At 59.8% G+C, this 23,140-nt stretch carries 23 protein-coding genes; 20 read left to right on the top strand and 3 right to left on the bottom strand.

Translation table 11 applies throughout. The annotated features are described in order from the left end of the window. Window positions 1-17: 17 nt before the first annotated feature. The 14 genes from phnF to phnE (AC6I77_RS11630) all read left to right on the top strand — a co-directional run bounded on the left by phnF (window position 18) and on the right by phnE (AC6I77_RS11630) (window position 11,338). The gene (gene phnF / locus AC6I77_RS11695; RefSeq protein WP_003852432.1) at window positions 18-731 is read left to right on the top strand and encodes a phosphonate metabolism transcriptional regulator PhnF; all 714 of its coding nucleotides are present in this window, start codon (window positions 18-20) and stop codon (window positions 729-731) included. Beyond that, complete coding sequence (gene phnG / locus AC6I77_RS11690) at window positions 731-1,177, top strand: phosphonate C-P lyase system protein PhnG (protein ID WP_008926906.1); 447 nt, start codon at window positions 731-733, stop codon at window positions 1,175-1,177. Before phnF ends, phnG begins: the two co-directional genes overlap by 1 nt. Beyond that, the gene (gene phnH / locus AC6I77_RS11685) at window positions 1,177-1,752 is read left to right on the top strand and encodes a phosphonate C-P lyase system protein PhnH (RefSeq protein WP_003852437.1); all 576 of its coding nucleotides are present in this window, start codon (window positions 1,177-1,179) and stop codon (window positions 1,750-1,752) included. The genes phnG and phnH overlap by 1 nt, the downstream gene beginning before the upstream one ends. Next, on the top strand, window positions 1,752-2,828 hold the full coding sequence (locus AC6I77_RS11680) for a carbon-phosphorus lyase complex subunit (protein WP_286863953.1): 1,077 nt from the start codon (window positions 1,752-1,754) through the stop codon (window positions 2,826-2,828). The genes phnH and AC6I77_RS11680 overlap by 1 nt, the downstream gene beginning before the upstream one ends. Then, window positions 2,821-3,669: an alpha-D-ribose 1-methylphosphonate 5-phosphate C-P-lyase PhnJ gene (locus AC6I77_RS11675; RefSeq protein ID WP_078805174.1), complete on the top strand. Its 849-nt coding sequence runs from the start codon at window positions 2,821-2,823 to the stop codon at window positions 3,667-3,669. Before AC6I77_RS11680 ends, AC6I77_RS11675 begins: the two co-directional genes overlap by 8 nt. Next, the gene (phnK, locus tag AC6I77_RS11670; protein WP_375150258.1) at window positions 3,659-4,420 is read left to right on the top strand and encodes a phosphonate C-P lyase system protein PhnK; all 762 of its coding nucleotides are present in this window, start codon (window positions 3,659-3,661) and stop codon (window positions 4,418-4,420) included. The genes AC6I77_RS11675 and phnK overlap by 11 nt, the downstream gene beginning before the upstream one ends. Next, a complete protein-coding gene (gene phnL, locus AC6I77_RS11665; protein WP_003852445.1) occupies window positions 4,421-5,134 on the top strand; it encodes a phosphonate C-P lyase system protein PhnL in 714 nt (237 codons plus the stop codon). After that, entirely contained in the window at window positions 5,131-6,267 is a 1,137-nt protein-coding gene (phnM, locus tag AC6I77_RS11660) for an alpha-D-ribose 1-methylphosphonate 5-triphosphate diphosphatase (RefSeq protein ID WP_003852448.1), read from the top strand. Before phnL ends, phnM begins: the two co-directional genes overlap by 4 nt. Then, window positions 6,267-6,803: a ribose 1,5-bisphosphokinase gene (phnN, locus tag AC6I77_RS11655; protein WP_008926901.1), complete on the top strand. Its 537-nt coding sequence runs from the start codon at window positions 6,267-6,269 to the stop codon at window positions 6,801-6,803. Before phnM ends, phnN begins: the two co-directional genes overlap by 1 nt. 64 nt (window positions 6,804-6,867) lie before the next feature. Next, complete coding sequence (gene phnP / locus AC6I77_RS11650) at window positions 6,868-7,638, top strand: phosphonate metabolism protein PhnP (RefSeq protein ID WP_008926900.1); 771 nt, start codon at window positions 6,868-6,870, stop codon at window positions 7,636-7,638. A 79-nt stretch (window positions 7,639-7,717) separates the two neighbouring features. Continuing rightward, complete coding sequence (gene phnC / locus AC6I77_RS11645) at window positions 7,718-8,548, top strand: phosphonate ABC transporter ATP-binding protein (RefSeq protein WP_003852452.1); 831 nt, start codon at window positions 7,718-7,720, stop codon at window positions 8,546-8,548. 26 nt (window positions 8,549-8,574) lie between these two features. Then, entirely contained in the window at window positions 8,575-9,501 is a 927-nt protein-coding gene (gene phnD / locus AC6I77_RS11640; protein WP_008926899.1) for a phosphonate ABC transporter substrate-binding protein, read from the top strand. A gap of 95 nt (window positions 9,502-9,596) precedes the next feature. Next, entirely contained in the window at window positions 9,597-10,457 is an 861-nt protein-coding gene (gene phnE, locus AC6I77_RS11635) for a phosphonate ABC transporter, permease protein PhnE (protein WP_003852456.1), read from the top strand. Then, window positions 10,454-11,338: a phosphonate ABC transporter, permease protein PhnE gene (gene phnE, locus AC6I77_RS11630; RefSeq protein WP_140033290.1), complete on the top strand. Its 885-nt coding sequence runs from the start codon at window positions 10,454-10,456 to the stop codon at window positions 11,336-11,338. The genes phnE (AC6I77_RS11635) and phnE (AC6I77_RS11630) overlap by 4 nt, the downstream gene beginning before the upstream one ends. On the opposite strand, the gene AC6I77_RS11625 is transcribed toward phnE (AC6I77_RS11630), so the two are convergent. Beyond that, window positions 11,292-13,910, bottom strand: a complete 2,619-nt coding sequence (locus AC6I77_RS11625; protein ID WP_497816948.1) for an ATP-binding protein — start codon at window positions 13,908-13,910, stop codon at window positions 11,292-11,294. The genes phnE (AC6I77_RS11630) and AC6I77_RS11625 overlap by 47 nt on opposite strands. Before the next feature lie 147 nt (window positions 13,911-14,057). Here AC6I77_RS11625 and AC6I77_RS11620 point away from each other — a divergent pair, with 147 nt between their 5' ends. The 4 genes from AC6I77_RS11620 to AC6I77_RS11605 all read left to right on the top strand — a co-directional run bounded on the left by AC6I77_RS11620 (window position 14,058) and on the right by AC6I77_RS11605 (window position 18,319). Next, the gene (locus AC6I77_RS11620; RefSeq protein WP_497816947.1) at window positions 14,058-15,572 is read left to right on the top strand and encodes a sugar ABC transporter ATP-binding protein; all 1,515 of its coding nucleotides are present in this window, start codon (window positions 14,058-14,060) and stop codon (window positions 15,570-15,572) included. A 10-nt stretch (window positions 15,573-15,582) separates the two neighbouring features. Then, window positions 15,583-16,563, top strand: a complete 981-nt coding sequence (locus tag AC6I77_RS11615) for an ABC transporter permease subunit (protein ID WP_008926895.1) — start codon at window positions 15,583-15,585, stop codon at window positions 16,561-16,563. A gap of 90 nt (window positions 16,564-16,653) precedes the next feature. Beyond that, entirely contained in the window at window positions 16,654-17,592 is a 939-nt protein-coding gene (locus tag AC6I77_RS11610) for an ABC transporter substrate-binding protein (protein WP_008926894.1), read from the top strand. Between the two features lie 43 nt (window positions 17,593-17,635). After that, on the top strand, window positions 17,636-18,319 hold the full coding sequence (locus AC6I77_RS11605) for a D-lyxose/D-mannose isomerase (RefSeq protein WP_078805181.1): 684 nt from the start codon (window positions 17,636-17,638) through the stop codon (window positions 18,317-18,319). 111 nt (window positions 18,320-18,430) lie between these two features. Here the strand turns inward: AC6I77_RS11605 and AC6I77_RS11600 are convergent, their stop codons facing one another. Beyond that, complete coding sequence (locus tag AC6I77_RS11600) at window positions 18,431-19,303, bottom strand: AraC family transcriptional regulator (RefSeq protein ID WP_497816946.1); 873 nt, start codon at window positions 19,301-19,303, stop codon at window positions 18,431-18,433. A 165-nt stretch (window positions 19,304-19,468) separates the two neighbouring features. Between AC6I77_RS11600 and AC6I77_RS11595 the strand changes: the two genes are divergently transcribed. Further along, window positions 19,469-20,200 carry an SDR family oxidoreductase gene (locus AC6I77_RS11595; protein ID WP_008926892.1) on the top strand — a complete coding sequence of 244 codons (732 nt, stop codon included), beginning with the start codon at window positions 19,469-19,471 and terminating at the stop codon, window positions 20,198-20,200. 36 nt (window positions 20,201-20,236) lie between these two features. On the opposite strand, the gene AC6I77_RS11590 is transcribed toward AC6I77_RS11595, so the two are convergent. Continuing rightward, window positions 20,237-20,980, bottom strand: a complete 744-nt coding sequence (locus AC6I77_RS11590) for a response regulator (protein ID WP_003852465.1) — start codon at window positions 20,978-20,980, stop codon at window positions 20,237-20,239. A 422-nt stretch (window positions 20,981-21,402) separates the two neighbouring features. On the opposite strand from AC6I77_RS11590, the gene AC6I77_RS11585 reads away from it, so the two are divergent. Beyond that, the gene (locus AC6I77_RS11585; protein ID WP_008926891.1) at window positions 21,403-22,701 is read left to right on the top strand and encodes an NCS2 family permease; all 1,299 of its coding nucleotides are present in this window, start codon (window positions 21,403-21,405) and stop codon (window positions 22,699-22,701) included. Window positions 22,702-23,140: the final 439 nt, after the last annotated feature.

Genomic DNA, 23,140 nt, shown 5'->3' with positions numbered 1-23,140 from the left:
GTGAGGATTTCATCGTGATGGAGTTATCCAGACATCCGACCACTGTTTATCAGGCTGTTGCCGCACAACTGGAGCAGGCGCTGAAAGAGCGCTACCGCTGCGGCGACTATCTTCCTTCCGAGCAGCAGCTGGCCGATCACTACGAGGTCAACCGCCACACGCTGCGCCGGGCTGTCGATGAGCTGGTGCACAAAGGGCTGCTGCAGCGCCGTCACGGTGTTGGCATCCTGGTACTGATGCGTCCTTATGACTATCCGCTGCATGCCCAGGCGCGCTTCAGTCAGAACCTGATGGAGCAGGGGAGTCACCCGACCAGCGAACGGCTGCTGGCGGTACTGCGTCCGGCCAGCAACGACGTCGCCAATGCGCTGGGCGTGAAAGAGGGCGACAACGTCATTCATCTGCGCACCCTGCGCCGCGCCAATGGCGTGCCGCTCTGCCTGATTAATCATTTCCTCGCCGACCTCAGCTGGTGGCCGCAGCTTCAGCAATTTAATAGCGGCTCGCTGCACGACTTCTTAGTGGAACACACCGGCAAACAGCTGGTGCGCACTCAGACGCGTATCAGCACCCGCCGGGCGCAGGCCAAAGAGTGTCGGCAGCTCGACATCGCCCTGCATGCGCCGCTGCTCTGCGTGCGAACGCTCAACAAAACCAGTGATGGCGCAGTGGCGGAATACTCCGTCAGCCTGACGCGCGGCGACATGATCGAACTGACTCTGGAGCACTAATGGAACAGCAAACAGATCGCCAGCGCTGGCTGTCGGTACTGGCGCACAGCAGCGCCGCCTTGCTTGAAGCGCACTGGCAGGCGCTTAGCCTCCAGCCCGAGTTCACCCTGGTCCGTCCGGCAGAGATTGGGCTGACGCGACTCCAGGCGCGGATGGGCGCTACCGGCAAACGCTTTGTCATGGGCGATGCCACGGTGACACGTGCGGTGGTGCAACTGAGCGACGGTACCCTGGGTTACAGCTATCTGCTGGGGCGCGACAAAGCCCATGCCGAACGCTGCGCCCTGCTGGATGCGCTGTTGCAGCAGCCGGAAACACGGCAGTTGCTGGAAGAGAAGATTATTACCCCGCTGGCGGCGTGGCGCGAGGAGCAGCGACAGCTGCGCGCCCGTGAAATCGCCAGCAGCAAAGTGGATTTCTTTACGCTGGTTCGCGGAGATAACTGATGACTTTACTGGCAAGTTTTAACCATCCGGTCGCGGATGCGCAGCGTGCGTTTCGCCGTATTTTGAAAGCGATGAGCGAGCCGGGCGTGATGGTCTCGCTGCCGCTGCAGCAGGGCTGGGGCGCACTGTCACCGGCGGCCACAGCATTGCTGCTGACGCTGGTCGATCAGGAAAGTCCGGTCTGGCTGGATGCGCAAATTGACAATGAACAGCTGCGTAACAATCTGCGCTTCCATACCGGTGCACCCATTACTTCGCAGCAGGACGCACCGTTCGCCCTGAGCCATGCAACAGCACAGCCCGATCCGACGCAGTTCGCGGCGGGTGACAATATGTCGCCGGAGAAAAGCACCACGCTGATTATCGAAGTGCCGTCGCTGAATGGCGGACTAACGCTGCGTCTCTCCGGCCCTGGCCTGCGGGAAACCCGTGCTATTGCACCACAGCTGCCGGAAAGCGTGCTGGAATATCTGCGCACCCGTCCGCATCCGTTCCCGCAGGGCGTGGATCTGATCTTCACCTGTGGCGAAGCGATCATGGCCGTGCCGCGCACCACCGTTGTGGAGGTGTGCTGATGTATGTCGCGGTGAAAGGGGGCGAAAAAGCCATCTCTAATGCCCATCAGTTACAGGCCGATCTGCGACGGGGCGATCGGGCAGTAGCGGAACTCGGCTGCGATCAGGTGGCGCAGCAGCTGGGGCTGGCGGTGGATCGGGTAATGACCGAAGGCGGCATATACGATCCTGAACTGGCGGCGCTGGCGATTAAGCAGGCCAGTGGCGATCTGGTCGAGGCGATTTTTCTGCTGCGTGCCTATCGCACCACGCTGCCACGTCTGGCAGAGAGCACGCCGCTGGCGACCGGTTCGATGCGCATCGAACGCCGCATCTCGGCGGTCTATAAAGATCTGCCGGGCGGCCAGGTGCTGGGGCCAACCTATGACTATAGCCACCGTCTGCTCGACTTCACCCTGCTGGCAAACGGTGAAACGCCTGCCGCGCCGCGTGACGACCGTTCGGTGCCGGATCAGTGTCCGCACATGTTCAGCATGATGACTGAAGAAGGACTGGCAACCGCCGAGAGTGATGACGGCAGCGAGCCAGATGATATCACCCGCGAGCCAATGCGCTTTCCTGCTTCGCGCGCTGCACGGCTGCAACAGCTGGTGCGTGGCGATGAAGGTTTTCTGCTGGCGCTGGGCTATTCCACCCAGCGCGGCTATGGCCGTACCCATCCGTTTGCTGGCGAGATCCGCACCGGCTATCTCAGCGTCAGCATCTGTCCCGAAGAGCTGGGCTTTGAGCTGGAGATTGGGGAAGTGCTGCTGACCGAATGTGAAATGGTCAACGGCGTCGCCCACAGTGATGACGCCGCGCCGCAGTTTACCCGTGGCTACGGGCTGGTGTTTGGCCGTGCCGAACGCAAGGCGATGGCGATGGCGCTGGTGGATCGGGCGCTGCAAAGCCGCGAGCAGAATGAGCGCGTGACCAGCCCGGCGCAGGACGAAGAGTTTGTGCTGTCGCACGCCGACAACGTCGAAGCCGCGGGCTTTGTCTCGCATCTCAAGCTGCCGCACTACGTCGATTTCCAGGCTGAGCTGGAGTTGCTGAAACAACTGCAGCACGATTATCAGGAGCGCAACCATGGCTGAACTCACCGGCTATAACAATGGCTATCTCGATGAGCAGACCAAACGCTCCATCCGTCGCGCCATCCTGAAAGCGGTGGCGATCCCCGGCTATCAGGTGCCGTTCGCCGGACGCGAGATGCCAATGCCTTACGGCTGGGGGACAGGCGGCATCCAGATTACCGCCAGCGTGATTGGCGATCAGGATGTGCTGAAGGTGATCGATCAGGGCGCTGATGACACCACCAATGCGGTGTCAATACGTCAGTTCTTTAAGCGGGTCAGCGGGGCCGCAACCACCGAACGCACCGCCGATGCCACCCTGATCCAGACCCGGCACCGCATCCCGGAAACGCCGCTGGAGGAAGACCAGATCCTGATATTCCAGGTGCCGATTCCAGAGCCGCTGCGTTTTATCGAACCGCGCGAAACCGAGACCCGCACCATGCATGCGCTGGAGGAGTACGGCATCATGCAGGTGAAGCTGTATGAAGATATCGCCCGCTACGGCCATATCGCCACGACCTACGCCTATCCGGTCCGGGTTAACGATCGCTACGTGATGGATCCGTCGCCCATTCCCAAATTCGACAACCCGAAGATGCACATGATGCCTGCGCTGCAGCTGTTTGGGGCCGGGCGTGAAAAGCGCATCTACGCCTTACCGCCTTACACCCGCGTGGAGAGCCTCGACTTCGACGATCACCCCTTCACCGTGCAGCAGTGGGATGAACCCTGCGCGCTGTGCGGATCGCGCCACAGCTACCTCGATGAGGTGGTGATGGACGATCAGGGAACGCGGATGTTTGTCTGCTCCGACACCGACTTTTGCCATCAGCAGCAGGAACAGCAACATGCACAGTGAACAGCCGCTGCTTGCGGTGAACCAGCTCACCCATCTTTATGCGCCGGGCAAAGGGTTTGAGCAGGTCAGTTTTGATCTCTGGCCTGGCGAAGTACTGGGGATTGTCGGCGAGTCCGGCTCCGGTAAAACCACGCTGCTGCAGAGCCTGTCGGCCCGTCTGACGCCGCAGCAGGGCAGCATTCACTATCAGAACCGCGACCTCTATGAGATGAGTGAAAGCGACCGCCGTCGCCTGCTGCGCACCGAGTGGGGCGTGGTGCATCAGCATCCGATGGACGGGCTGCGTGCGCAGGTCAGCGCGGGCGGTAACATTGGCGAACGGCTGATGGCGACCGGAGAGCGCCACTATGGCGACATCCGCGCCGAGGCGAGCCGCTGGCTGCAGGCGGTGGAGATTGATGCCAGTCGCATCGACGATCTGCCGACCACTTTTTCCGGCGGGATGCAGCAGCGTCTGCAGATTGCCCGCAACCTGGTGACGCAGCCTCAGCTGATGTTTATGGATGAGCCGACCGGCGGGCTGGATGTCTCGGTGCAGGCGCGACTACTGGATCTGCTGCGCACCCTGGTGCGCGAGCTGAATCTGGCGGTGGTGATTGTCACCCACGATCTCGGGGTGGCGCGACTGCTGGCGCATCGCCTGCTGGTGATGAAACAGGGGCGGGTGGTGGAGAGCGGTCTGACAGACCGTGTTCTGGACGATCCTCATCATCCTTACACTCAACTGCTGGTCTCTTCGGTGCTCAATTAAATGACAACACTCACTCCGCGCCTGCGGGTAGAAAATCTGTGTAAAACCTTTGTGCTGCACAACCAGAACGGCGCGGCGCTGCCGGTGCTGCACAACGCCAGCCTGACGGTGGGCGAGGGCGAATGCGTGGTACTGCACGGTCATTCCGGCAGTGGCAAATCCACGCTGCTGCGCGCGCTTTACGGCAACTATCAGCCCGACAGCGGTCATATACGGGTTGCACATCAGGGTGAATGGATCGACATGGCGCAGGCATCAGCGCGCCAGATTATCGCCCTGCGTCGCGACACGCTGGGCTGGGTCAGCCAGTTTCTGCGGGTGATCCCACGCGTGCCGACGCTGGAGATTGTGATGCAGCCGCTGCTGGAGCGCGGCGTTGATCGCGAATTCTGCGAAGCGCGGGCCGCCGAACTGCTCAGCCGGCTGAATGTGCCGCAGCGTCTCTGGTCGCTCGCCCCGTCTACCTTTTCTGGCGGTGAGCAGCAGCGCGTGAATATCGCACGCGGCTTTATCGCCGATTATCCGGTGCTGCTGCTGGATGAACCCACTGCCTCGCTCGACAACGTCAACAGTGAGGCGGTGGTGAGCTTAATTGAACAGGCGCGCGCACGTGGTGCCGCCATCGTCGGTATTTTTCACGATCGGGCGGTGCGCGAGCGGGTCGCCGACCGGCTGCACCTGATGCACCCGATCGACACAGGAGTGCAGGCATGATCATCAATAACGTCAGACTGGTGCTGGAAAACGAAGTGGTCAGCGGGTCACTGGAGTTCCGCGATGAGCGCATCAGCAGCTTCAGCGAAACCACCAGCCAGCAGCCCGGTGCGCTGGATGGTGAAGGTGCCTGGCTGCTGCCAGGTCTGGTGGAACTGCACACCGATAACCTCGACAAGTTTTTCACCCCGCGCCCGAAAGTGGACTGGCCCGCACACTCGGCGATGAGCAGCCACGATGCGCTGATGGTTTCCAGCGGCATTACCACGGTGCTGGACGCGATAGGCGTCGGGGATGTGCGCGACGGCGGGCACCGGCTGGATAACCTCAGCAAGATGATCGACGCCATCCGCGACAGCAACCGCAAGGGACTGAACCGGGCTGAGCATCTGCTGCATCTGCGCTGTGAACTGCCGCATCCTACCACTGCGCCGCTGTTTGAAGCGCTGATGGGCACGCCTGAGCTGGCGCTGGTATCGCTGATGGACCATTCGCCGGGCCAGCGTCAGTACGCGTCGCTGACCAAATATCGCGAATATTATCAGGGTAAATATCAGCTTAATGACGCCGAGATGGATCAGTTCGAGCATGACCAGCTCACCCTTGCGGCAGCGTGGTCGCAGCCCAATCGTCAGGCGATTGCGGGACTGTGCCGGGAACATGGCATCGCCATTGCCAGCCATGATGACGCCACCGCCGCGCATGTGGAAGAGTCCCATGCGGCAGGCAGCCGCATTGCGGAGTTTCCGACCACGCTGGAAGCGGCACGTGCCTCACGCTATCGCAACATGCAGGTGCTGATGGGTGCGCCCAACATCGTGCGCGGCGGCTCGCACTCCGGCAACGTCGCCGCCTGGGAACTGGCGTCACACGGCCTGCTGAACATTCTGTCGTCCGATTACTACCCGGCCAGCCTGCTGGATGCCGCGTTCCGGCTGGCGGATGACGAGCGCAACAGCCTGGGCATGGCGCAGGCCATCGCGCTGGTGACCTGTAATCCGGCCCGCGCATTAGGATTGGAGGATCGCGGTGTCATCGCGGAAGGTTGCCGCGCCGACCTGGTGCTGGCGCACACCGCACACGGCTACCCGCACGTGCGGCACGTCTGGAGCAAAGGCCGGCAGGTGTACTGATGGCGCGGCTGATCTGGCTCACCGGTCCCTCCGGCTCCGGCAAGGATAGCCTGCTGGATGCGCTGCGGGAGGCACCGCCGCCCAAACTGTTGATCGCCCATCGCTACATCACCCGCGCCGCCGATGCGGGCGGTGAAAACCATGTGGCACTCACCGAGGCGGAGTTTGCCCGCCGCGCCGCGCTCGGTCTGTTTGCCGTAAGCTGGGAAGCCCACGGTTTCCGCTACGGCATTGGCTGTGAGACAGAACAGTGGCTGCTGCGTGGACAGAATGTGGTGGTGAACGGGTCGCGGCTGCATCTGGCTCAGGCACAGGCCCGCTTTGGCTCACAGCTGCTGCCGGTCTGTCTGCAGGTGTCGCCCGCTGTGCTGGCGGCGCGGCTGCGTCAGCGTGGACGGGAAGATGAGGCGGAGATTGCCCGGCGGCTGGCGCGTGCTGCCCAGCCGCAGCCCGATGGCTGTCTGATACTCAGCAACGACGGCGCGCTGGCGGAAACCGTCTGCCAGCTTCGCCAGATACTGGAGGCGCATCAATGAGATCGACTTTTCCGGCACGGGCAGTAAGCGCCCGGCAGCGATATACGCGACCAGGAGCGCATCCATGAAACTCACTTTTCTTGGCACTGGCGGTGTGACTGCCGCGCCGCTGCCGGGCTGCGACTGTCACGCCTGTCAGCGGGCGCAGCGTAACAGCACTCATGCACGGGCGCCCTGCAGTGCGCTGATTGAGTCTGGCCACGAACGCATCCTGCTGGATGCCGGTCTGCCGCTGCTGGCATCACGCTTTCCGCCTGGCTCGCTGACCCGCATTCTGTTGACGCATTATCACATGGATCATGTTCAGGGCCTGTTTGCGCTGCGCTGGGGCGTGGGCGCGCCGATTCCGGTCTGGGGACCGCCCGATCCGCGTGGCTGTGACGATCTCTACAAACACCCTGGCCTGCTGGATTTCCGTCCCGCTTTAACCCCTTTTGTGGCGCATGCCTTTGGCGAGCTGCAGGTTACGCCGCTGCCGCTGCAGCATTCAAAGCTGACGCACGGTTATCTGTTTGACTGGCATGACACCCGGCTCGCCTGGCTGTGTGATACCTGCGGACTGCCGCCCGACACCGCCGACTTCCTGCGCGGCCAGCCGCTGGATCAACTGGTGATTGACTGCAACGATCCACCCCGTGCAGAGCCTCGAAATCACAATGATCTGACCCAGGCGCTGGCGATAGCAGAGAGGCTCAAGCCGCGTCAGACCTGGCTCACTCACCTCAGTCATGAGATGGATAACTGGTTAGCCGAAAACCCGTTGCCAGAAGGCGTGCTGCCAGCCCGCGACGGCCAGACTTTGCTGTGCGGCGCGCACTGGCCTGTCACGGTTTGATCATCTGGCTGTCATCTCGTGTTCATCGCGTCACGCCTTAATAACCGGCAGAACGCAATCAGCGATGACGGAGAACACCATGGCACAGGCACTTCTGAAAACGGTGGTCGACAACGATCTGCCACCGGCCAGCCTCAGCGGACAAAAAGTGTTGTCGGTGCAGAAACTGAGTAAAGCCTATGGCGACACGCAGGTGCTGGATCAGGTCAGTTTCGACCTGCACGCCGGTGAGCTGGTGGCGGTGATTGGCCGCTCTGGTGCGGGTAAATCGACACTGCTGCACATGCTCAACGGCACAATTAACGCGACGTCCGGTGCGATTATCAGTCTGCATCAGGGCGAAGCAGATCGTAACGTGGTCACGCTTAACAGCCGCCAGCTGCGCGAATGGCGCAGTCAGTGCGGCATGATCTTTCAGGATTTCTGTCTGGTGCCGCGCCTCGACGTGCTGACCAACGTGCTGCTGGGCCGCCTGAGCCAGACCAGCACGCTGAAATCCTTCTTCAAAATCTTTTCTGACCAGGACCGCGCGCACGCCATCGAACTGCTGCAGTGGATGAACATGCTGCCGCAGGCGCTGCAGCGGGCCGAAAATCTCTCAGGCGGACAGATGCAGCGCGTGGCGATCTGCCGCGCCCTGATGCAGAACCCCAAAATCCTGCTGGCTGATGAGCCGGTGGCCTCACTCGACCCTAAAAATACCAAACGCATTATGGATGTGCTGCGCCAGGTCAGCGAGCAGGGCATCAGCGTGATGGTCAACCTGCACTCGATTGAGCTGGTCAAAAGCTACTGCACCCGGGTTATTGGCATTCAGCGCGGTGTCGTGCTGTTTGATGGCCATCCTTCCCGACTCACCGACAGCCTGTTGCACCAGCTGTACGGCGATGAACTTAACCAAATCCATTAACGTCCACAGCAAGAGAATAATTCCGAATGAAACTGACTTCTTTAGCACTTCTGACCAGTGTCATGGCGTTTGGTGTCAGCGCAGCGGATGCGCCGAAACAGCTTAATCTGGGGATTATGGGCGGGCAGAACGCCACCCAGCAGATTGGCGATAATCAGTGTGTAAAAACCTTCTTGGATAAAGAGCTGGGTGTGGATACCCAGATGCGCAACGCCTCTGACTATTCCGGCGTGATTCAGGGCCTGCTGGGCGGCAAGATCGATATGGTGCTGAGCATGTCACCGGCTTCGTTTGCGTCGGTCTACATTCAGGACCCGAAAGCGGTGGATGTGGTGGGTATTGTCGTCGATGACAAAGATCAGTCACGTGGCTACCACTCTGTCGTCATCGTTAAAGCGGACAGCCCGTATAAAAAGCTGGAAGACCTGAAAGGCAAATCATTCGGTATGGCCGATCCCGATTCGACGTCCGGCTTCCTGATGCCAAACCAGGCGTTTAAGAAGATGTTCGGCGGCACGGTGGATGACAAATATAACAACTTCTTCTCCAGCGTCACTTTCTCTGGCGGTCATGAGCAGGACATCCTGGGCGTGCTGAATAACCAGTTTGATGGCGCAGTCACCTGGACGTCCCTGGTCGGTGACTACAACAGCGGTTACACCTCTGGCGCCTTTGGCCGATTGATCCGCATGGACCATCCGGACCTGATGAAGCAGATCCGCATCATCTGGCAGTCGCCGCTGATCCCTAACGGCCCGGTGCTGGTCAGCAACAAGCTGCCCGCTGACTTCAAAGCGAAAGTGGTGTCGGCGATTAAAAAACTGGATAAGGACGATCACGCCTGCTTCGTAAAAGCCGTGGGTGGTGAACAGCATATCGGTGAGGCGACGGTCGCTGACTATAAAAACATCATCGATATGAAACGTGACCTGATGAAAGGCAGCCGCGGCTAAGGCCGACGGTGCCCTGACTTTCCCCGTCGAGGCGGGGAGAGCGGGACGCGGCAACCCCGCCTGCGTCCCGCTGCTTTAGCGCCGGAGATCCTCCTTTGACCGAATTCGAACACTACTACCAACGCATCCGACGCCAGCAGAAACGTGACACGCTGCTCTGGTCACTGCTGCTGGTGGCACTCTATCTGGCGGCGGGCAGGGTGGCAGAATTTAATCTGCTCACCGTCTGGCAGTCGCTGCCGCACTTTTTTGACTATCTGCATGAAATCCTGCCGGTGCTGCATCTGCCGCTGCTGTTTGCCGATGGCAAAACCGAAGGTTCGCTGGCCTACTGGGGCTACCGTCTGCCGATTCAGCTGCCACTGATTTGGGAAACGCTGCAGCTGGCGCTGGCTTCGACGCTGGTCGCGGTGGCCGTGGCCGCGGTGCTGGCCTTTTTCGCCGCCGACAACACCCAGACGCCGGTCAGCGTGCGGATGACCATTCGTGCCTTTGTCGCCTTTCTGCGCACCATGCCGGAACTGGCGTGGGCGGTGATGTTTGTGATGGCCTTTGGCATCGGGGCGATCCCCGGCTTTCTGGCGCTGGCGCTGCACACCGTGGGCAGCCTGACCAAGCTGTTTTATGAGGCGATTGAGTCGGCATCCGACAAGCCGGTGCGCGGCCTGGCCGCCTGTGGCGCCAGCAAGCTGCAGCGGATGCGCTTCGCCTTCTGGCCCCAGGTGAAACCGGTCTTTCTCTCTTACAGCTTTATGCGACTGGAAATTAACTTCCGCTCTTCAACCATCCTCGGGCTGGTTGGCGCAGGCGGTATCGGCCAGGAGCTGATGACCAATATCAAACTGGACCGCTACGATCAGGTCAGTATCACGCTGCTGCTGATTCTGATTGTGGTATCGCTGCTGGATACGCTATCTGGCCAGCTTCGTCGCCGTGTGACAGGAGATCGGACATGATGAGCCACGTACCTGATGTCACGCTAATGAAGCAGCAGCATCGTGAACTCTTTGCCGCGCAGCCGCGCTATCTGCGCCGCATAGGGCTGATGGCGCTGGCGGTGCTGCTCTACTATCTCTTTTTCTTTTCCGTATTTGGCCTGGAATGGTCGCGCCTGCTGATGGGCTGCCAGCAACTTGGACGCTATTTCCTGCGAATGTTTGTCTGGCATGACTTCATGAACTGGCCGTTTGGCTACTATTTTTCGCAGGTCGGGATTACCCTGGGCATTGTGTTCGCCGGGACGCTGACCGCCTCGCTGCTGGCGCTGCCGCTCTCGTTTCTGGCGGCACGCAACGTCATGCACGATGGCGCGGCAAAACCGCTGGCGTTTCTGATGCGCCGTGTGTTCGATGTGTTACGCGGCATCGACATGGCGATCTGGGGGCTGATATTCGTGCGTGCGGTCGGCATGGGGCCGCTGGCCGGGGTGCTGGCGATTATCCTGCAGGATGTCGGTCTGCTCGGCAAACTCTACGCCGAAGGGCACGAAGCGGTGGAGCGATCGCCAGGTCGCGGACTGAGTGCCGTGGGCGCCAACAGTCTGCAGAAACACCGCTTTGGCATCTTTACCCAGTCATTCCCGCAGTTTCTGGCGCTGAGCCTTTACCAGATTGAGTCCAATACCCGCTCGGCAGCGGTGCTGGGCTTTGTCGGCGCGGGTGGTGTCGGTCTGGTCTACGCCGAGAACATGCGCCTGTGGAACTGGGATGTGGTGATGTTTCTGACGCTGATCCTGGTGGTGGTGGTGATGGTCATGGATGTGATCTCCAGCCGCCTGCGTAAGCGATACATCAGTGGGAAACCGGTGCCGTTGTGGCAGCCTGCTGCGCGCGGTTAAGCCGTTCACTGCGCTGCCAGGCGCGCTGTAGCGCCTGCACCAGTTGTGCCTGCTGCCAGGGTTTCGCCAGCCGTTCACACAGCGGCAGCGTGACCGGCTGGTGGCGCAGATCCTGACCGCTGATAAGCAATGTCGCCAGCTGTGGCCAGTTCTGATGGGCCTGCCGGATCACCTCTGCGCCGTTAATCTCGCCGGGTAGCATCAGGTCGCTGATCAGCAGGTCGATATCCGGTGTCTGGCGCAGCAGCGCCAGCGCCTCTTCACCGTCGCCACATTCCAGCGTCAGATAACCCAGCTGATGCAGATGCTCGCACAGTGTCTGCCGTACCGCCGGTTCATCATCCAGCACCAGCACCAGCCGGTTACTGGCCGCTTCAACATCTGCTGCAAGGTCAGCCTCACCGGGCACAGGCGGTGGCGGGGCGATAACGGCGGCTTCCGCTGCGCGCGGCAACAAGAGACGCACCGTGGTGCCCTGGCCCGGCGCAGTTTCCAGTTCTATCTGTCCGCCTGACTGCCGCACAAAGCCGTAAACCATGGACAGTCCAAGCCCGCTGCCACTGCCGGTCGCTTTGGTGGTAAAGAAAGGCTCGAAAACCTGTTCGCGCACGTCGGCGGACATGCCGCAGCCGTGGTCGATCACCTCAATTGTGACGCGGTCACGTTTTTCTCCCCCTTCCAGACGACGCTGATTCCAGATGCGCAGCCGGATTTCGCCGTTTTGCTGGTGCATGGCATCGCGCGCATTCACTACCAGATTCATCAGCGCATTTTCCAGCTGGCTGGCATCGATCCAGGCGGGCCAGCCGGGGCGCTGGGCATCAATAATCAGCTGCTGTCCCGGCAGCAGCGAGTGCTGAAGCAAGCCCTGCAGGTTATCCACCAGCGTCACCACCGACACTGCGCGCGGATAGAGCGCCTGTTTGCGCGAGAAGGCCAGCAGGCGCTGCGTCAGCTGGGCGGCGCGATCTGCCGCCTGTCGCGCCCGCTCAATGCGGGTGGCGAGGGGGCCGGGCATCAGCTGGCCTTCGGTCAGCGCCAGACTGCCGATAATCACCGCCAGCAGATTGTTAAAGTCGTGCGCCAGCCCGCCGGTCAGCTGACCGACCGCCTTCATCTTCTGGCTGTGCTGGAGCGCTTCTTCCAGGGTTTTACGTGAGGTGCGGTCCAGCACGGTATTGACCATGCCGCGCCGCGGAATCGGACTGAAACGCAGCTCCAGCGTACGGCCATCGGCCAGCCGGATCTCCTGCTGCTCACCGGGATCGTGCAGATCCACCGCCAGCGGGGCCAGCAGCTGCTGATAGTGGACGCCGCGATGGACCTCACGCGGCGCAAGGCCGAGCAGTTCCGCATACTGCGCATTCCACACCACCAGCTGACCATTGTGATCAAACAGAGCAAAGCCGTCGCGCATCGCCAGGAAGGTGGACTCCAGCTGGTTACTCTTCTCTTTCAGCAGCCGTGAGGTGTGGGCCAGCGAGGCGGTATTTCGGGCAAAGACGTTAAAGGCCCGCGCCAGTTCCCCCAGTTCGTCACGCCGTTGCAGCCCCGGCACGCTGACGTTCTGTTCGCCCTGCGCCAGACGCGTCATCGCGCCGGCAATCGCTGTCAGGCTCGATCCGAGATTGCGGTAGATGTAGATTCCGGCATAGCCGGTAATCGCCAGCGCCAGCAGCACAAACAGCGCGATAAAGCCGATGATCGAATCAAGTTCGTGGTGAGTGGCCTGGGTACGCGCCTCACTTTGCAGCGCAACCTGCTGCACTGACGCATTGATATCGTCATTCAGCATCGCCACCAGTGCTTTAATCCGGTAGGTGGCATAGGCGATCGCCAGGTCGCTCTGTTCCAGCGCCTCCGCCAGCGGCAGCAGGCGCTGCTGAGTGGCCAGCAGTCGCTGCACGTTCTTGCCCGTGACGCCCGTCAGCGGCACAGTGCGCCACTGCGTCATCACCTGCTGGAGCTGCTCAATGATGGCGATGGGCGAGGGCGTGCGGATGGCGATAGTGATCAGCCGTTCGGTTTGTTCGCGCAGTGCGGCATCCGGCAGTATGAGCTGTTCCCGCTGCACCAGCTGGTTGATATGGCTGAGCAGAATCTGGGTCTGCCACAGATCACTCAGCATGTTATTGCGCTGCAGATGCCGCTGATGGCCATTCAGCAGCAGGCTATTAATCGTCTGCTCCAGCATCAGGCTGCGGGCGCGGATCCGGGCGATGCGCTCCGGCTGACGGGCCGCCAGCGGTGCGCTGGCCAGCAGGCTCAGCGACTGCTGCAACGCCTGCTGATTCTGCTGCAGGCGCTGCGATTCGCTTTGATACTCCAGTGCCCCGACCACCTGCGACAGCCGCACGGCCGCCGTCGCCACATTGGCGGTATCGCGCGCCAGCGCCAGGCTGCCATTCATATCTGCCAGCGTCTGCGCCTGCGCCTGCTCCTGAATTGCCCCGGCATGACGAAAGCCGATGATCGCCACCACGCTTACCATCAGCGTGACTGACACCACCAGCAGATTGAACATCAACAGGCGTCCACGCGCCCCGGCCTGCCACGGATAACTGCGCTGCATCCCACGACCTCTTAATCACTGCAACGATGCGCCGAGTATAGGAGCGTGATGTCAGGCGTTTATGACAAATATGAACGGCCGCTGACATTTTCCGTTTATCTGGCGTTGTTTTACTGGCGGCTATCCACAGTCCGCAGGAGCGAGGCGATGACAGCCACACCAATACTGGAAATGCGGGGAATTACCCGACGCTTCGGCAATTTTTATGCCCTGAAGGGTGTCGATCTCACGGTCTGGCCCGGTGAGGTTCACGCACTGATGGGTGAGAACGGCGCGGGTAAAAGCACACTGATGAAGATTCTGGCCGGTGCCTATACCGCCAGCAGCGGGGAAATTTTAATTGAAAATAAGCCCTGGGCACTGAAAGGGCCGAAAGAGGCGCTGGCTGCCGGGATTACCCTGATTTATCAGGAGATCAATCTGGCACCCAACCTGACGGTGGCAGAGAACATTTTTCTGGGTAGCGAAATTGCGCCTGGCGGGCTGGTGAAGCGGCGACAGATGGCTGAAGAGGCGCAGCGGGTCATTGATCGGCTCGGCGCACAGTTCAGCGCCTGGGATTTAGTCAGTCGTCTGAGCATCGCCGAGCAGCAGCAGGTGGAGATCGCCCGTGCGCTGCAGCGCAACAGCCGCATTCTGGTAATGGATGAGCCGACCGCCGCGCTCTCTAACCGCGAAACCGAACAGCTGTTTGCATTAATCAAACGGCTGCGCAGCGAAGGCATGGCGATTATCTACATCAGCCATCGTATGGCGGAAGTGTATGAGCTGTCTGACCGCGTCAGCGTGCTGCGTGATGGGCAATATGTGGGCAGCCTGACCCGTGACCAGCTTAACGCCAGTGAACTGGTGCGGATGATGGTCGGACGCCCGCTCAGCGACCTGTTTAACAAAGACCGCGCGATCCCTTTAGGCGACATCCGGCTGGCGGTGAATCACCTTACCGACGGCGGCAAAGTGCATCCCAGTAGTCTGGCAGTGCGGGCCGGAGAAATTGTCGGACTGGCCGGGCTGGTAGGCGCCGGTCGCAGCGAGCTGGCGCAGCTGATCTTCGGCGTACATAAGCCGAAAGAGGGCGAGATCTGGATCGACGGTGAGATGGTCACCATTCATTCGCCGCGTGATGCGATTGCCCGTGGCATCGGCTTCCTCACCGAGAACCGCAAAGAGCAGGGACTGTTTCTGGAGATGGCCGCGCAGGAGAATATTGTGATGGCGACGCTGGAACGTGACGCCAGTTACGGGATGCTCAACCGACGCAAAGGGCAGACCATCGCCAATGAGGCGATCGCCTCACTCAATATTCGTGTTCCGCATGCTCAGGTCCGGGCGGGCGGTCTGTCCGGCGGGAACCAGCAAAAGCTGCTGATCTCGCGCTGGGTGGCGATTGGCCCGCGCATCCTGATTCTGGATGAGCCGACGCGCGGCGTCGATGTCGGCGCTAAAAGCGAGATCTACCGCATGATGCAGGAGATGGCGCGGCAGGGCGTGGCGATTTTAATGATCTCCAGCGAACTGCCGGAAGTGGTCGGGATGAGTGACCGCGTTTACGTGATGCACGAAGGCACCATCGTCGGTGAGCTGGAGGGCAGCCACATCAGTCAGGAAAATATTATGACGCTGGCAACCGGTGCGCACAGCGCGTCAACAGGCGAAATCTAAGGAGACCACCATGACACAACTGGCCCGCACCAAAGCGCCGACGCTGAAACGCGCCCTGATGGGCGATCTGCTGCAAACGGTGGGTATCCTGCCGATTCTGATCCTGATCGTGGCGGTATTTGGTTTCGTCACGCCAAACTTTTTTACTGAAGCCAACCTGCTCAACATTACCCGTCAGGCGTCGATCAACATTGTGCTGGCGGCGGGCATGACTTTCGTCATCCTCACCGGCGGTATCGATCTGTCGGTGGGGTCGATGCTGGGCACCACGGCGGTGGTGGCGCTGGTGGCGTCGCTGGACCCGATGCTCGCCTCCCTGACCATTCCGATGGCGCTGGGCGCGGGTCTGGTGATGGGGCTGTTCAACGGCATCCTGGTCGCCTGGGCCGGATTGCCCCCCTTTATTGTCACGCTGGGTACCTACACCGCATTGCGCGGAGCGGCGTATCTGCTGGCGAACGGCACCACGGTGATCAACTCCGATATTAACTTTGAATGGATTGGCAACGGCTATCTCGGGCCGGTGCCGTGGCTGATTGTGATTGCCTTTGCGGTGATTGCCATCTGCTGGTTCATCCTGCGTCGCACCACACTGGGCGTCCATATCTACGCCGTCGGTGGCAATATCCAGGCTGCACGCCTGACGGGCATCAAGGTTGGCGTCGTGCTGCTGTTTGTCTACGGCATGAGTGGCCTGCTGTCGGGGCTGGCCGGGCTGATGAGTGCCTCGCGGCTCTACAGCGCCAACGGCAACCTGGGCGTCGGTTATGAGCTGGATGCGATTGCCGCGGTGATTCTCGGCGGCACCAGCTTTGTCGGTGGTATCGGCACCATCACCGGCACACTGATTGGCGCACTGATTATCGCCACGCTGAATAACGGCATGACGCTGATGGGTGTCTCCTATTTCTGGCAGCTGGTGATCAAAGGCGCAGTGATCATCATCGCCGTCCTGATCGACAAATACCGTACTCGTCATCATGTGAGTTGAGGCTTAAAAGGGCGGATGCGTTATCTGGCCTCCGCCACCTAAAAAACGCCATTAAGTGGTTGGCACCTTGAAAACAGCAGGAGAAGGTCTATGCGTTTTAATCCGATTGTAACCGGGCTGCTGGCGGCAACGCTGTTCAGCACCGGCCTGGCTCAGGCAAAAGAACTCAAATCTATCGGCGTAACGGTCGGCGATCTGGCTAACCCCTTCTTCGTGCAGATCACTAAAGGCGCAGAGATGAAGGCGCGTCAGCTGGCGGGCGATAAAGTTAACGTCACGCTGGTCTCCAGCGGTTACGATCTTGGTCAGCAGGTCGGCCAGATTGATAACTTTATTGCAGCAAAAGTCGACATGATTATCCTCAACGCCGCCGACTCAAAAGGGATCGCCCCAGCCGTTAAACGGGCGCGTGACGCCGGTATCGTAGTGGTCGCGGTTGACGTGGCAGCCGATGGCGCGAATGCGACCATCACCTCCGATAACACCCAGGCAGGCGCAATGGCCTGTAAATATATCTCTGACCGTCTGAAGAACAAAGGCAATGTGGTGATCATCAACGGACCGCCTGTCTCTGCCGTGCAGAACCGTGTTGAAGGCTGCATGAACGAGCTGAAAACCCATCCGGACATCAAGCTGCTCTCCTCCAACCAGAACGCCAAAGGCAGTCGTGAAGGCGGACTGGAAGTGATGACCGGTCTGCTCTCGGCTAATCCAAAAATTGATGCGGTATTTGCCATCAATGATCCGACGGCTATCGGTGCGGATTTAGCGGCGAAACAGGCGCAGCGCAGCGAGTTCTTTATCGTGGGCGTCGATGGATCGCCGGACGGGGAAGAGGCATTGAAGCGTAAAAACTCACTGTTTGTCGCCACGCCAGCTCAGGACCCGCAGGTGATGGCTGCCAAAGCGGTTGAGATTGGCTATGACATTCTGCAGGGCAAACCGGCTCCGGATAAACCTGTGCTGATCCCGGTGAAGCTGATTGATCGTAATAATATCGGCAGCTATCAGGGCTGGACGGTGAAATAAGCGTTAGAGCGGCACCTTCGGGTGCCGCATTCAGGAGGCCAATATGCAACGTTCAGAGGTTAACGACTACCTGCAACATACCCGCGAATTTTTCCGGCAGCAGGATGTGCATCTTCCGTCCTGGGCCGATTACAGCATCCGTCAGTGGCGCGCGCAGGATCGTGAAGTGATACAGGAGATTCTGGCGCTGCGGCTGGGCTGGGATCTCACCAGTTTTGGTGCGGCTGATTTTTTTCAGACCGGATTGACGCTGTTTACTCTGCGTAATGGCTCCCCTGGCGGACAGCCCTGGCATAAACCCTACGCTGAAAAAATTATGCATGTACGTGAAGGGCAACTGACACCTATGCACTACCATCCGCGCAAGATGGAGGACATCATCAATCGCGGTGGTGGCAACCTGATTGTTGAACTGCATAACCGCGACGGAGACGGGCTGGCCGACTCGCCGGTGGTGGTGTCGCTGGATGGCATGCGACAGACCCATGCGGCCGGAACACAGCTGCGGCTTTCACCGGGTGAAAGTGTGACTTTGGAGGCGGGGATCTGGCACAGCTTCTGGGGCGAAAGCGGCTTTGGTGACGTGCTGGTGGGCGAAGTGTCGATGCCCAATGATGACGAGAACGACAATGTGTTTCTGACACCGCTGGCCCGTTTCAACCCGCTGGATGAGGATGAAGCGCCGCGCTGGCTGCTGTGTAATGACTATGCGCATGCCTTTCTCTGAGCCGCATTTATTGCGTTCATTCCCTGAATCTTTTCAATCAATCTCAGTGCAAAATCTCAGTGCAACATTGCCGGCCTCACGGCGGCAGGCCGCGCTGAGCGTGCGCTGTGTTCACCTCAATGATTTCGCGAGGTGTTCAGCGTTATTCAGCCTGAGTTTTCTGATACTGCGGGCGGGGGGCTCACCGAACAGGCGTGCATATTCACGGGTAAACTGCGTCAGACTTTCGTAGCCCACATCTGCCGCAACAGCGGCGACATTACCGGGGCGTAACATAAGCGTCTTGCGCGCCTCGTAAAGCCGGAGATGTTTTTGATACTGCAGCGGGGAAAGTCCGGTGCTGGCCCGGAAACCACGATGAAAAGCTGAAAGACTCATGCCCGCAATCGCCGCCATATCCTCAATACGAAGCGCGGCGGCATAGTGTGTACGCAACCAGACCAGCGCCTTTCTGATCTTCGCGAAATACCCGTTCACCTCTGCTGCCTGACGCAGTAAACCGCCCTGTGTGCTCAGCAACAGCCGATAAAGAATCTCGCGCTCTACTAACGGCGCCATCACCCTAATCTCGCCAGGCTTTGCTATCAGGCGCACCATCCGCAGCCAGGCATCCACCAGCGCCTCATCCACCCGATTGACTGACATGCCATTCTTTGTTTTGGGCGCATCGGTCATGGGCATCTGATGCAATAGTTCGCTGATAGCAGTGAAATCCAGTGTCAGGCGCACCGCCAGATAAGGTGAGATTTCACTGGCCTCTGTAATTTCGCCTGTGGCGGGCAGGTCGAACGACGCCGTGAACATCTCTCCGGCGGAATAGCGGAGAGAGCGTTCGCCCATCTGCAGCCTTTTTTCTCCCTGCAGTATCAGGCTGACGAAAGGCGAATAGATTTCCGGCGGCAGGGGCATCGGCTGACTGACGCGGTAAAGATCCACGCGCGGAATCGCCGTCGCCGTGAGTTCATCAGCCGTGCATGCCAGCATTTCATCTCTTATCGCATCAAGCCTGTTTATGGGACACCTCTCCGGCGGTTGCCGTGTGCAGAGTGAGAAAAGCAGTAACAGGCAAATTTTAGGCAGGATTACAGCCGCCGCACAATCGGCTGAGGATTATTCTCGCTCTCTGACCATTTTACTGGAGGGGATGACATGAGAATTGAGAACGCCGTGATTATGATTACCGGTGCATCGTCGGGCATCGGAGAAGCCACCGCGCGTGCGGCGCTGGAGGCGGGTGCGCAGGTTATTTTACTGGCACGACGCAAAGACCGCCTGGTTGCCCTCGTGGGAGAATCAGGCAAAGCACTGGCTGTGGCCTGCGATGTGACGCAGCCAGAGCAGATTGCAGATGCTGTCAGGCAGGGGATAGCACGCTTTGGCCGGATTGATGTGTTAATCAACAATGCCGGGCAGGGGTTGTTCGCGGCGGTTGAGGAGATTGCTGCAAGCGAGTTCAGAGCGCTGCTCGACCTGAATCTGATCGCGCCGCTGATGATGATGCAGGCGGTGATCCCGCAGATGCGGGCGCAGGGCGAGGGGTGCATTATCAACGTCAGTTCCGGTGCAACCCTGGCAACCTGGCCGGGATCGGCGGCCTATACCAGTTCCAAAGCGGGACTGAATATGCTCTCCGGCGTGGCACGGCTGGAACTGGCGGACGCCGGGATAACGGTATCTGCTGTTTATCCATTCATGACCGTCTCGGAATTTTACCAGTCGGTGAAATCGGGGCAGGACGTTGCGATTGCGCAGGCACAGCAGAGCGCCGCAATTGCGCATACGCCGCAGCGCGTGGCTGAAACGATTCTCACCGTCATTCAGAGCGGAGAGGCGCAGGTCGATCTGGTGCCGCGCGCCTATGGCGGAAGTTATGAGGGATGAGTACCGGCCAGCGGAACGCAGGCCGGGTAAAGTGATTCAGGCGATCTGGCTGGCGCGTAGCGCGGCTTCGGGTTTCATCACGTCAGCGGAAAAGACATAGCCCAGCCCGCGAATGGTGCGAATCAGGTCGGGCTGATGCGGGTTAGTTTCGATTTTGCGGCGCAGTCGCATGATCAGCACATCGATGGTACGGTCAAATACGTCCAGGCTTTCGCTGTGGGTCAGCTCCAGCAACTGATCACGGGTCAGTACTTTGCGGGCATGGCGCACCAGCGCGTGCAGCAGGCTGTATTCTCCCTGGGTCAGCGGCACCAGTTCATGCTGCGGATTAAACAGCTGGCAGCGGCCATCGTCCAGTTGCCAGCCGCCAAAACGCCAGCCCGCCTGTTCGGGGTGAGCCTGCGCAATGCGTCCGCTGCGACGCAGTGCTGCACGGGCGCGCGCCACTACCACGCGTGGATTAAAAGGTTTGGCAATATAGTCATCTGCGCCCATCTCCAGACCCACGACCATCTCCGCTTCCGAACCCATGCCCGTCAGCATAATCACCAGCACGTCCGGCCGCTGACGCTGGAGCTGCTGCAACACCAGCAATCCGTTGGTATCGGGCAACATCATATCCAGCATCACCAGCGAAATTTCCGGGTGTTCGCTGAGCATGGAGAGCGCCTCGCGTCCCTGATGACAGCTGTAGACAGTTAACAGATGTTCACTTAACGCATCCTGCAGGACGTCGCAGACAGCAGGATCATCATCCACCACCAAAATCGCTGGCTTCATGGCGCGGCCTCAATGTTACGAAGGAGTTAATTCTGGAGTCTACACAGGCCAGAAATGGTTGCTGAGGCAGCGTGCTGAAACGTGACCAGCTTCGCCTGTGAGAGTGCGGAAGCGTGCGCTGGCGCAGAGTTTTTCAGGGTGACGCATTTGCCGCAGGAAAACGATTGCGCGGAATCGGTGCATTGCACCATAATCGCGCCCTGTTTTGATTCGGAATCTTCTTAGGCGTGGCCGGCTCTGCCAGGTAATCGATTGCGTCGGCAGGTGGCATGGCAATTGCTTAGGCCAACAGGTTACACAGGGATTTCAGGCGGTTCTGGCAAGCAAGTATGCAGCGGCCAGGACAATGTCCCGGAAACAGAATAAATCAGCATGCAAACCCCTTTGGCAAGTGAGACTCCTGTCTCCTGTATCGAGAGATGATGATGTTAGAAAAACTATTCAAACTCAAAGCGCATAACACGACGGTTCGTACCGAGATTATCGCCGGGATCACCACCTTCCTGGCGATGGCTTATATTCTGTTTGTGAACCCGAGCATTCTGGGCGCAACCGGCATGGACAAGGGCGCGGTATTTGTCGCGACCTGTCTGGCGGCGGCGATTGGTTGTGTGCTGATGGGGCTGATTGCCAACTATCCGATTGCGCTGGCGCCGGGTATGGGACTGAACGCTTTCTTCACCTATACCGTGGTGCTGCATATGGGCTACACGTGGCAGATTGCGCTGGGTGCGGTGTTTCTCTCAGCAGTGATTTTCTTTGCGATGTCACTGTTTAAGATTCGTGAGTGGATTATTGCCAGTATCCCGCTGCCGCTGCGTGCCGGGATTGGCGCTGGTATCGGGCTGTTTCTGGCAATTATTGCGCTGGAAGGGGCAGGCATCGTGGTTGATAACCCGGCGACGCTGGTGGGTATTGGCGATCTGACTAAACCCGGCCCGCTGCTGGCAATGCTGGGCTTTGTGGTGATCGTGGTGCTGGAAGCACGCCGCGTAACCGGTGCGGTGCTGATCGGCATTCTGCTGGTGACCTTTATCTCCATGGGCATTGGCCTGTCGCCGTTCGCGGGCGTTTTCTCAGCTCCGCCATCGATTGCACCGACCTTTTTGCAGCTTGATATTGCCGGGGCATTTAACGTTGGCTTGGTCAGCGTGATTTTTGCCTTCCTGTTTGTCGATGTGTTTGATAACACCGGCACACTGCTGGGCGTGACCAAACGTGCCGGTCTGGCTGATGAGCAGGGTAACGTGCCGAAGATGGGCCGTGCGCTGATTGCCGACAGTGCCGCTGCACTGTTTGGTTCGCTGCTCGGCACCTCGACCACCACCAGTTATGTGGAATCGGCGGCGGGTGTGAGTGCAGGAGGCCGTACCGGCCTGACGGCGATCGTAGTAGGTGTGCTGTTCCTGCTGGCGCTGTTCTTCTCGCCGCTGGCATCCAGCGTGCCGGTCTATGCCACCGCACCTGCGCTGCTGTTTGTGGCTGTGCTGATGACATCCGGTCTGGCTGATATTGACTGGAAAGATATTACTACCGCTGCGCCAGTCACCGTGACTGCGTTGACCATGCCGCTGACTTATTCTATTGCTAACGGCATTGCGTTTGGTTTCATTACCTGGACGCTGGTGAAGTTGCTGAGCGGTCGTGTGAAAGAGATAAATGCGGCGCTGGTGATTCTGTCGATTCTGTTTGTGATTAAGCTGGGATGGCTGAGTGCTTAGCTGTTGCCTGGCGGCAGGGATGTTACGCCTTGCGGCGGGCTGGCGCTGAGCGGGTTACGCTGAGAAGGTTACGCCCGCCAGGCGGTGGGGAGTTCAGGTTGTCCGTGCAGGCGGACGCGTCAAGGGGCGAACGCCCGCCCCTTAACAATCCCGGCGTCCGGCAGCCTGCGCGCCCCGCGTTGCGGGGTGCCTTCGTCACGCCCTGCGGCCCGCGGACCGTCCGGACGCGCCTTCCCTGGCGCGTTCCGTCCTTTCGCCGACGTCCTGTCGGCTCATCCTTGCCTCCGGTTGTTCCTCAGCGCTTCGGATGCCTCTGGTAAACCCCTGCTGGTGGGATTTTTGCCCGGTTCGGGGATTAAGGCCGCTGAAAGTGGGGGGAAGGGGCTGGCTGGTTTCGCTTTGCAGCGGGCCTGCTATGACAATGTTACGTTGCGCGGTG

This window comes from Pantoea sp. X-Soil-ISGK-259, assembly GCF_059730705.1.
Note: the sequence above shows the minus strand (reverse complement) of the source record. Positions and strands in the feature narration are given on the sequence as shown.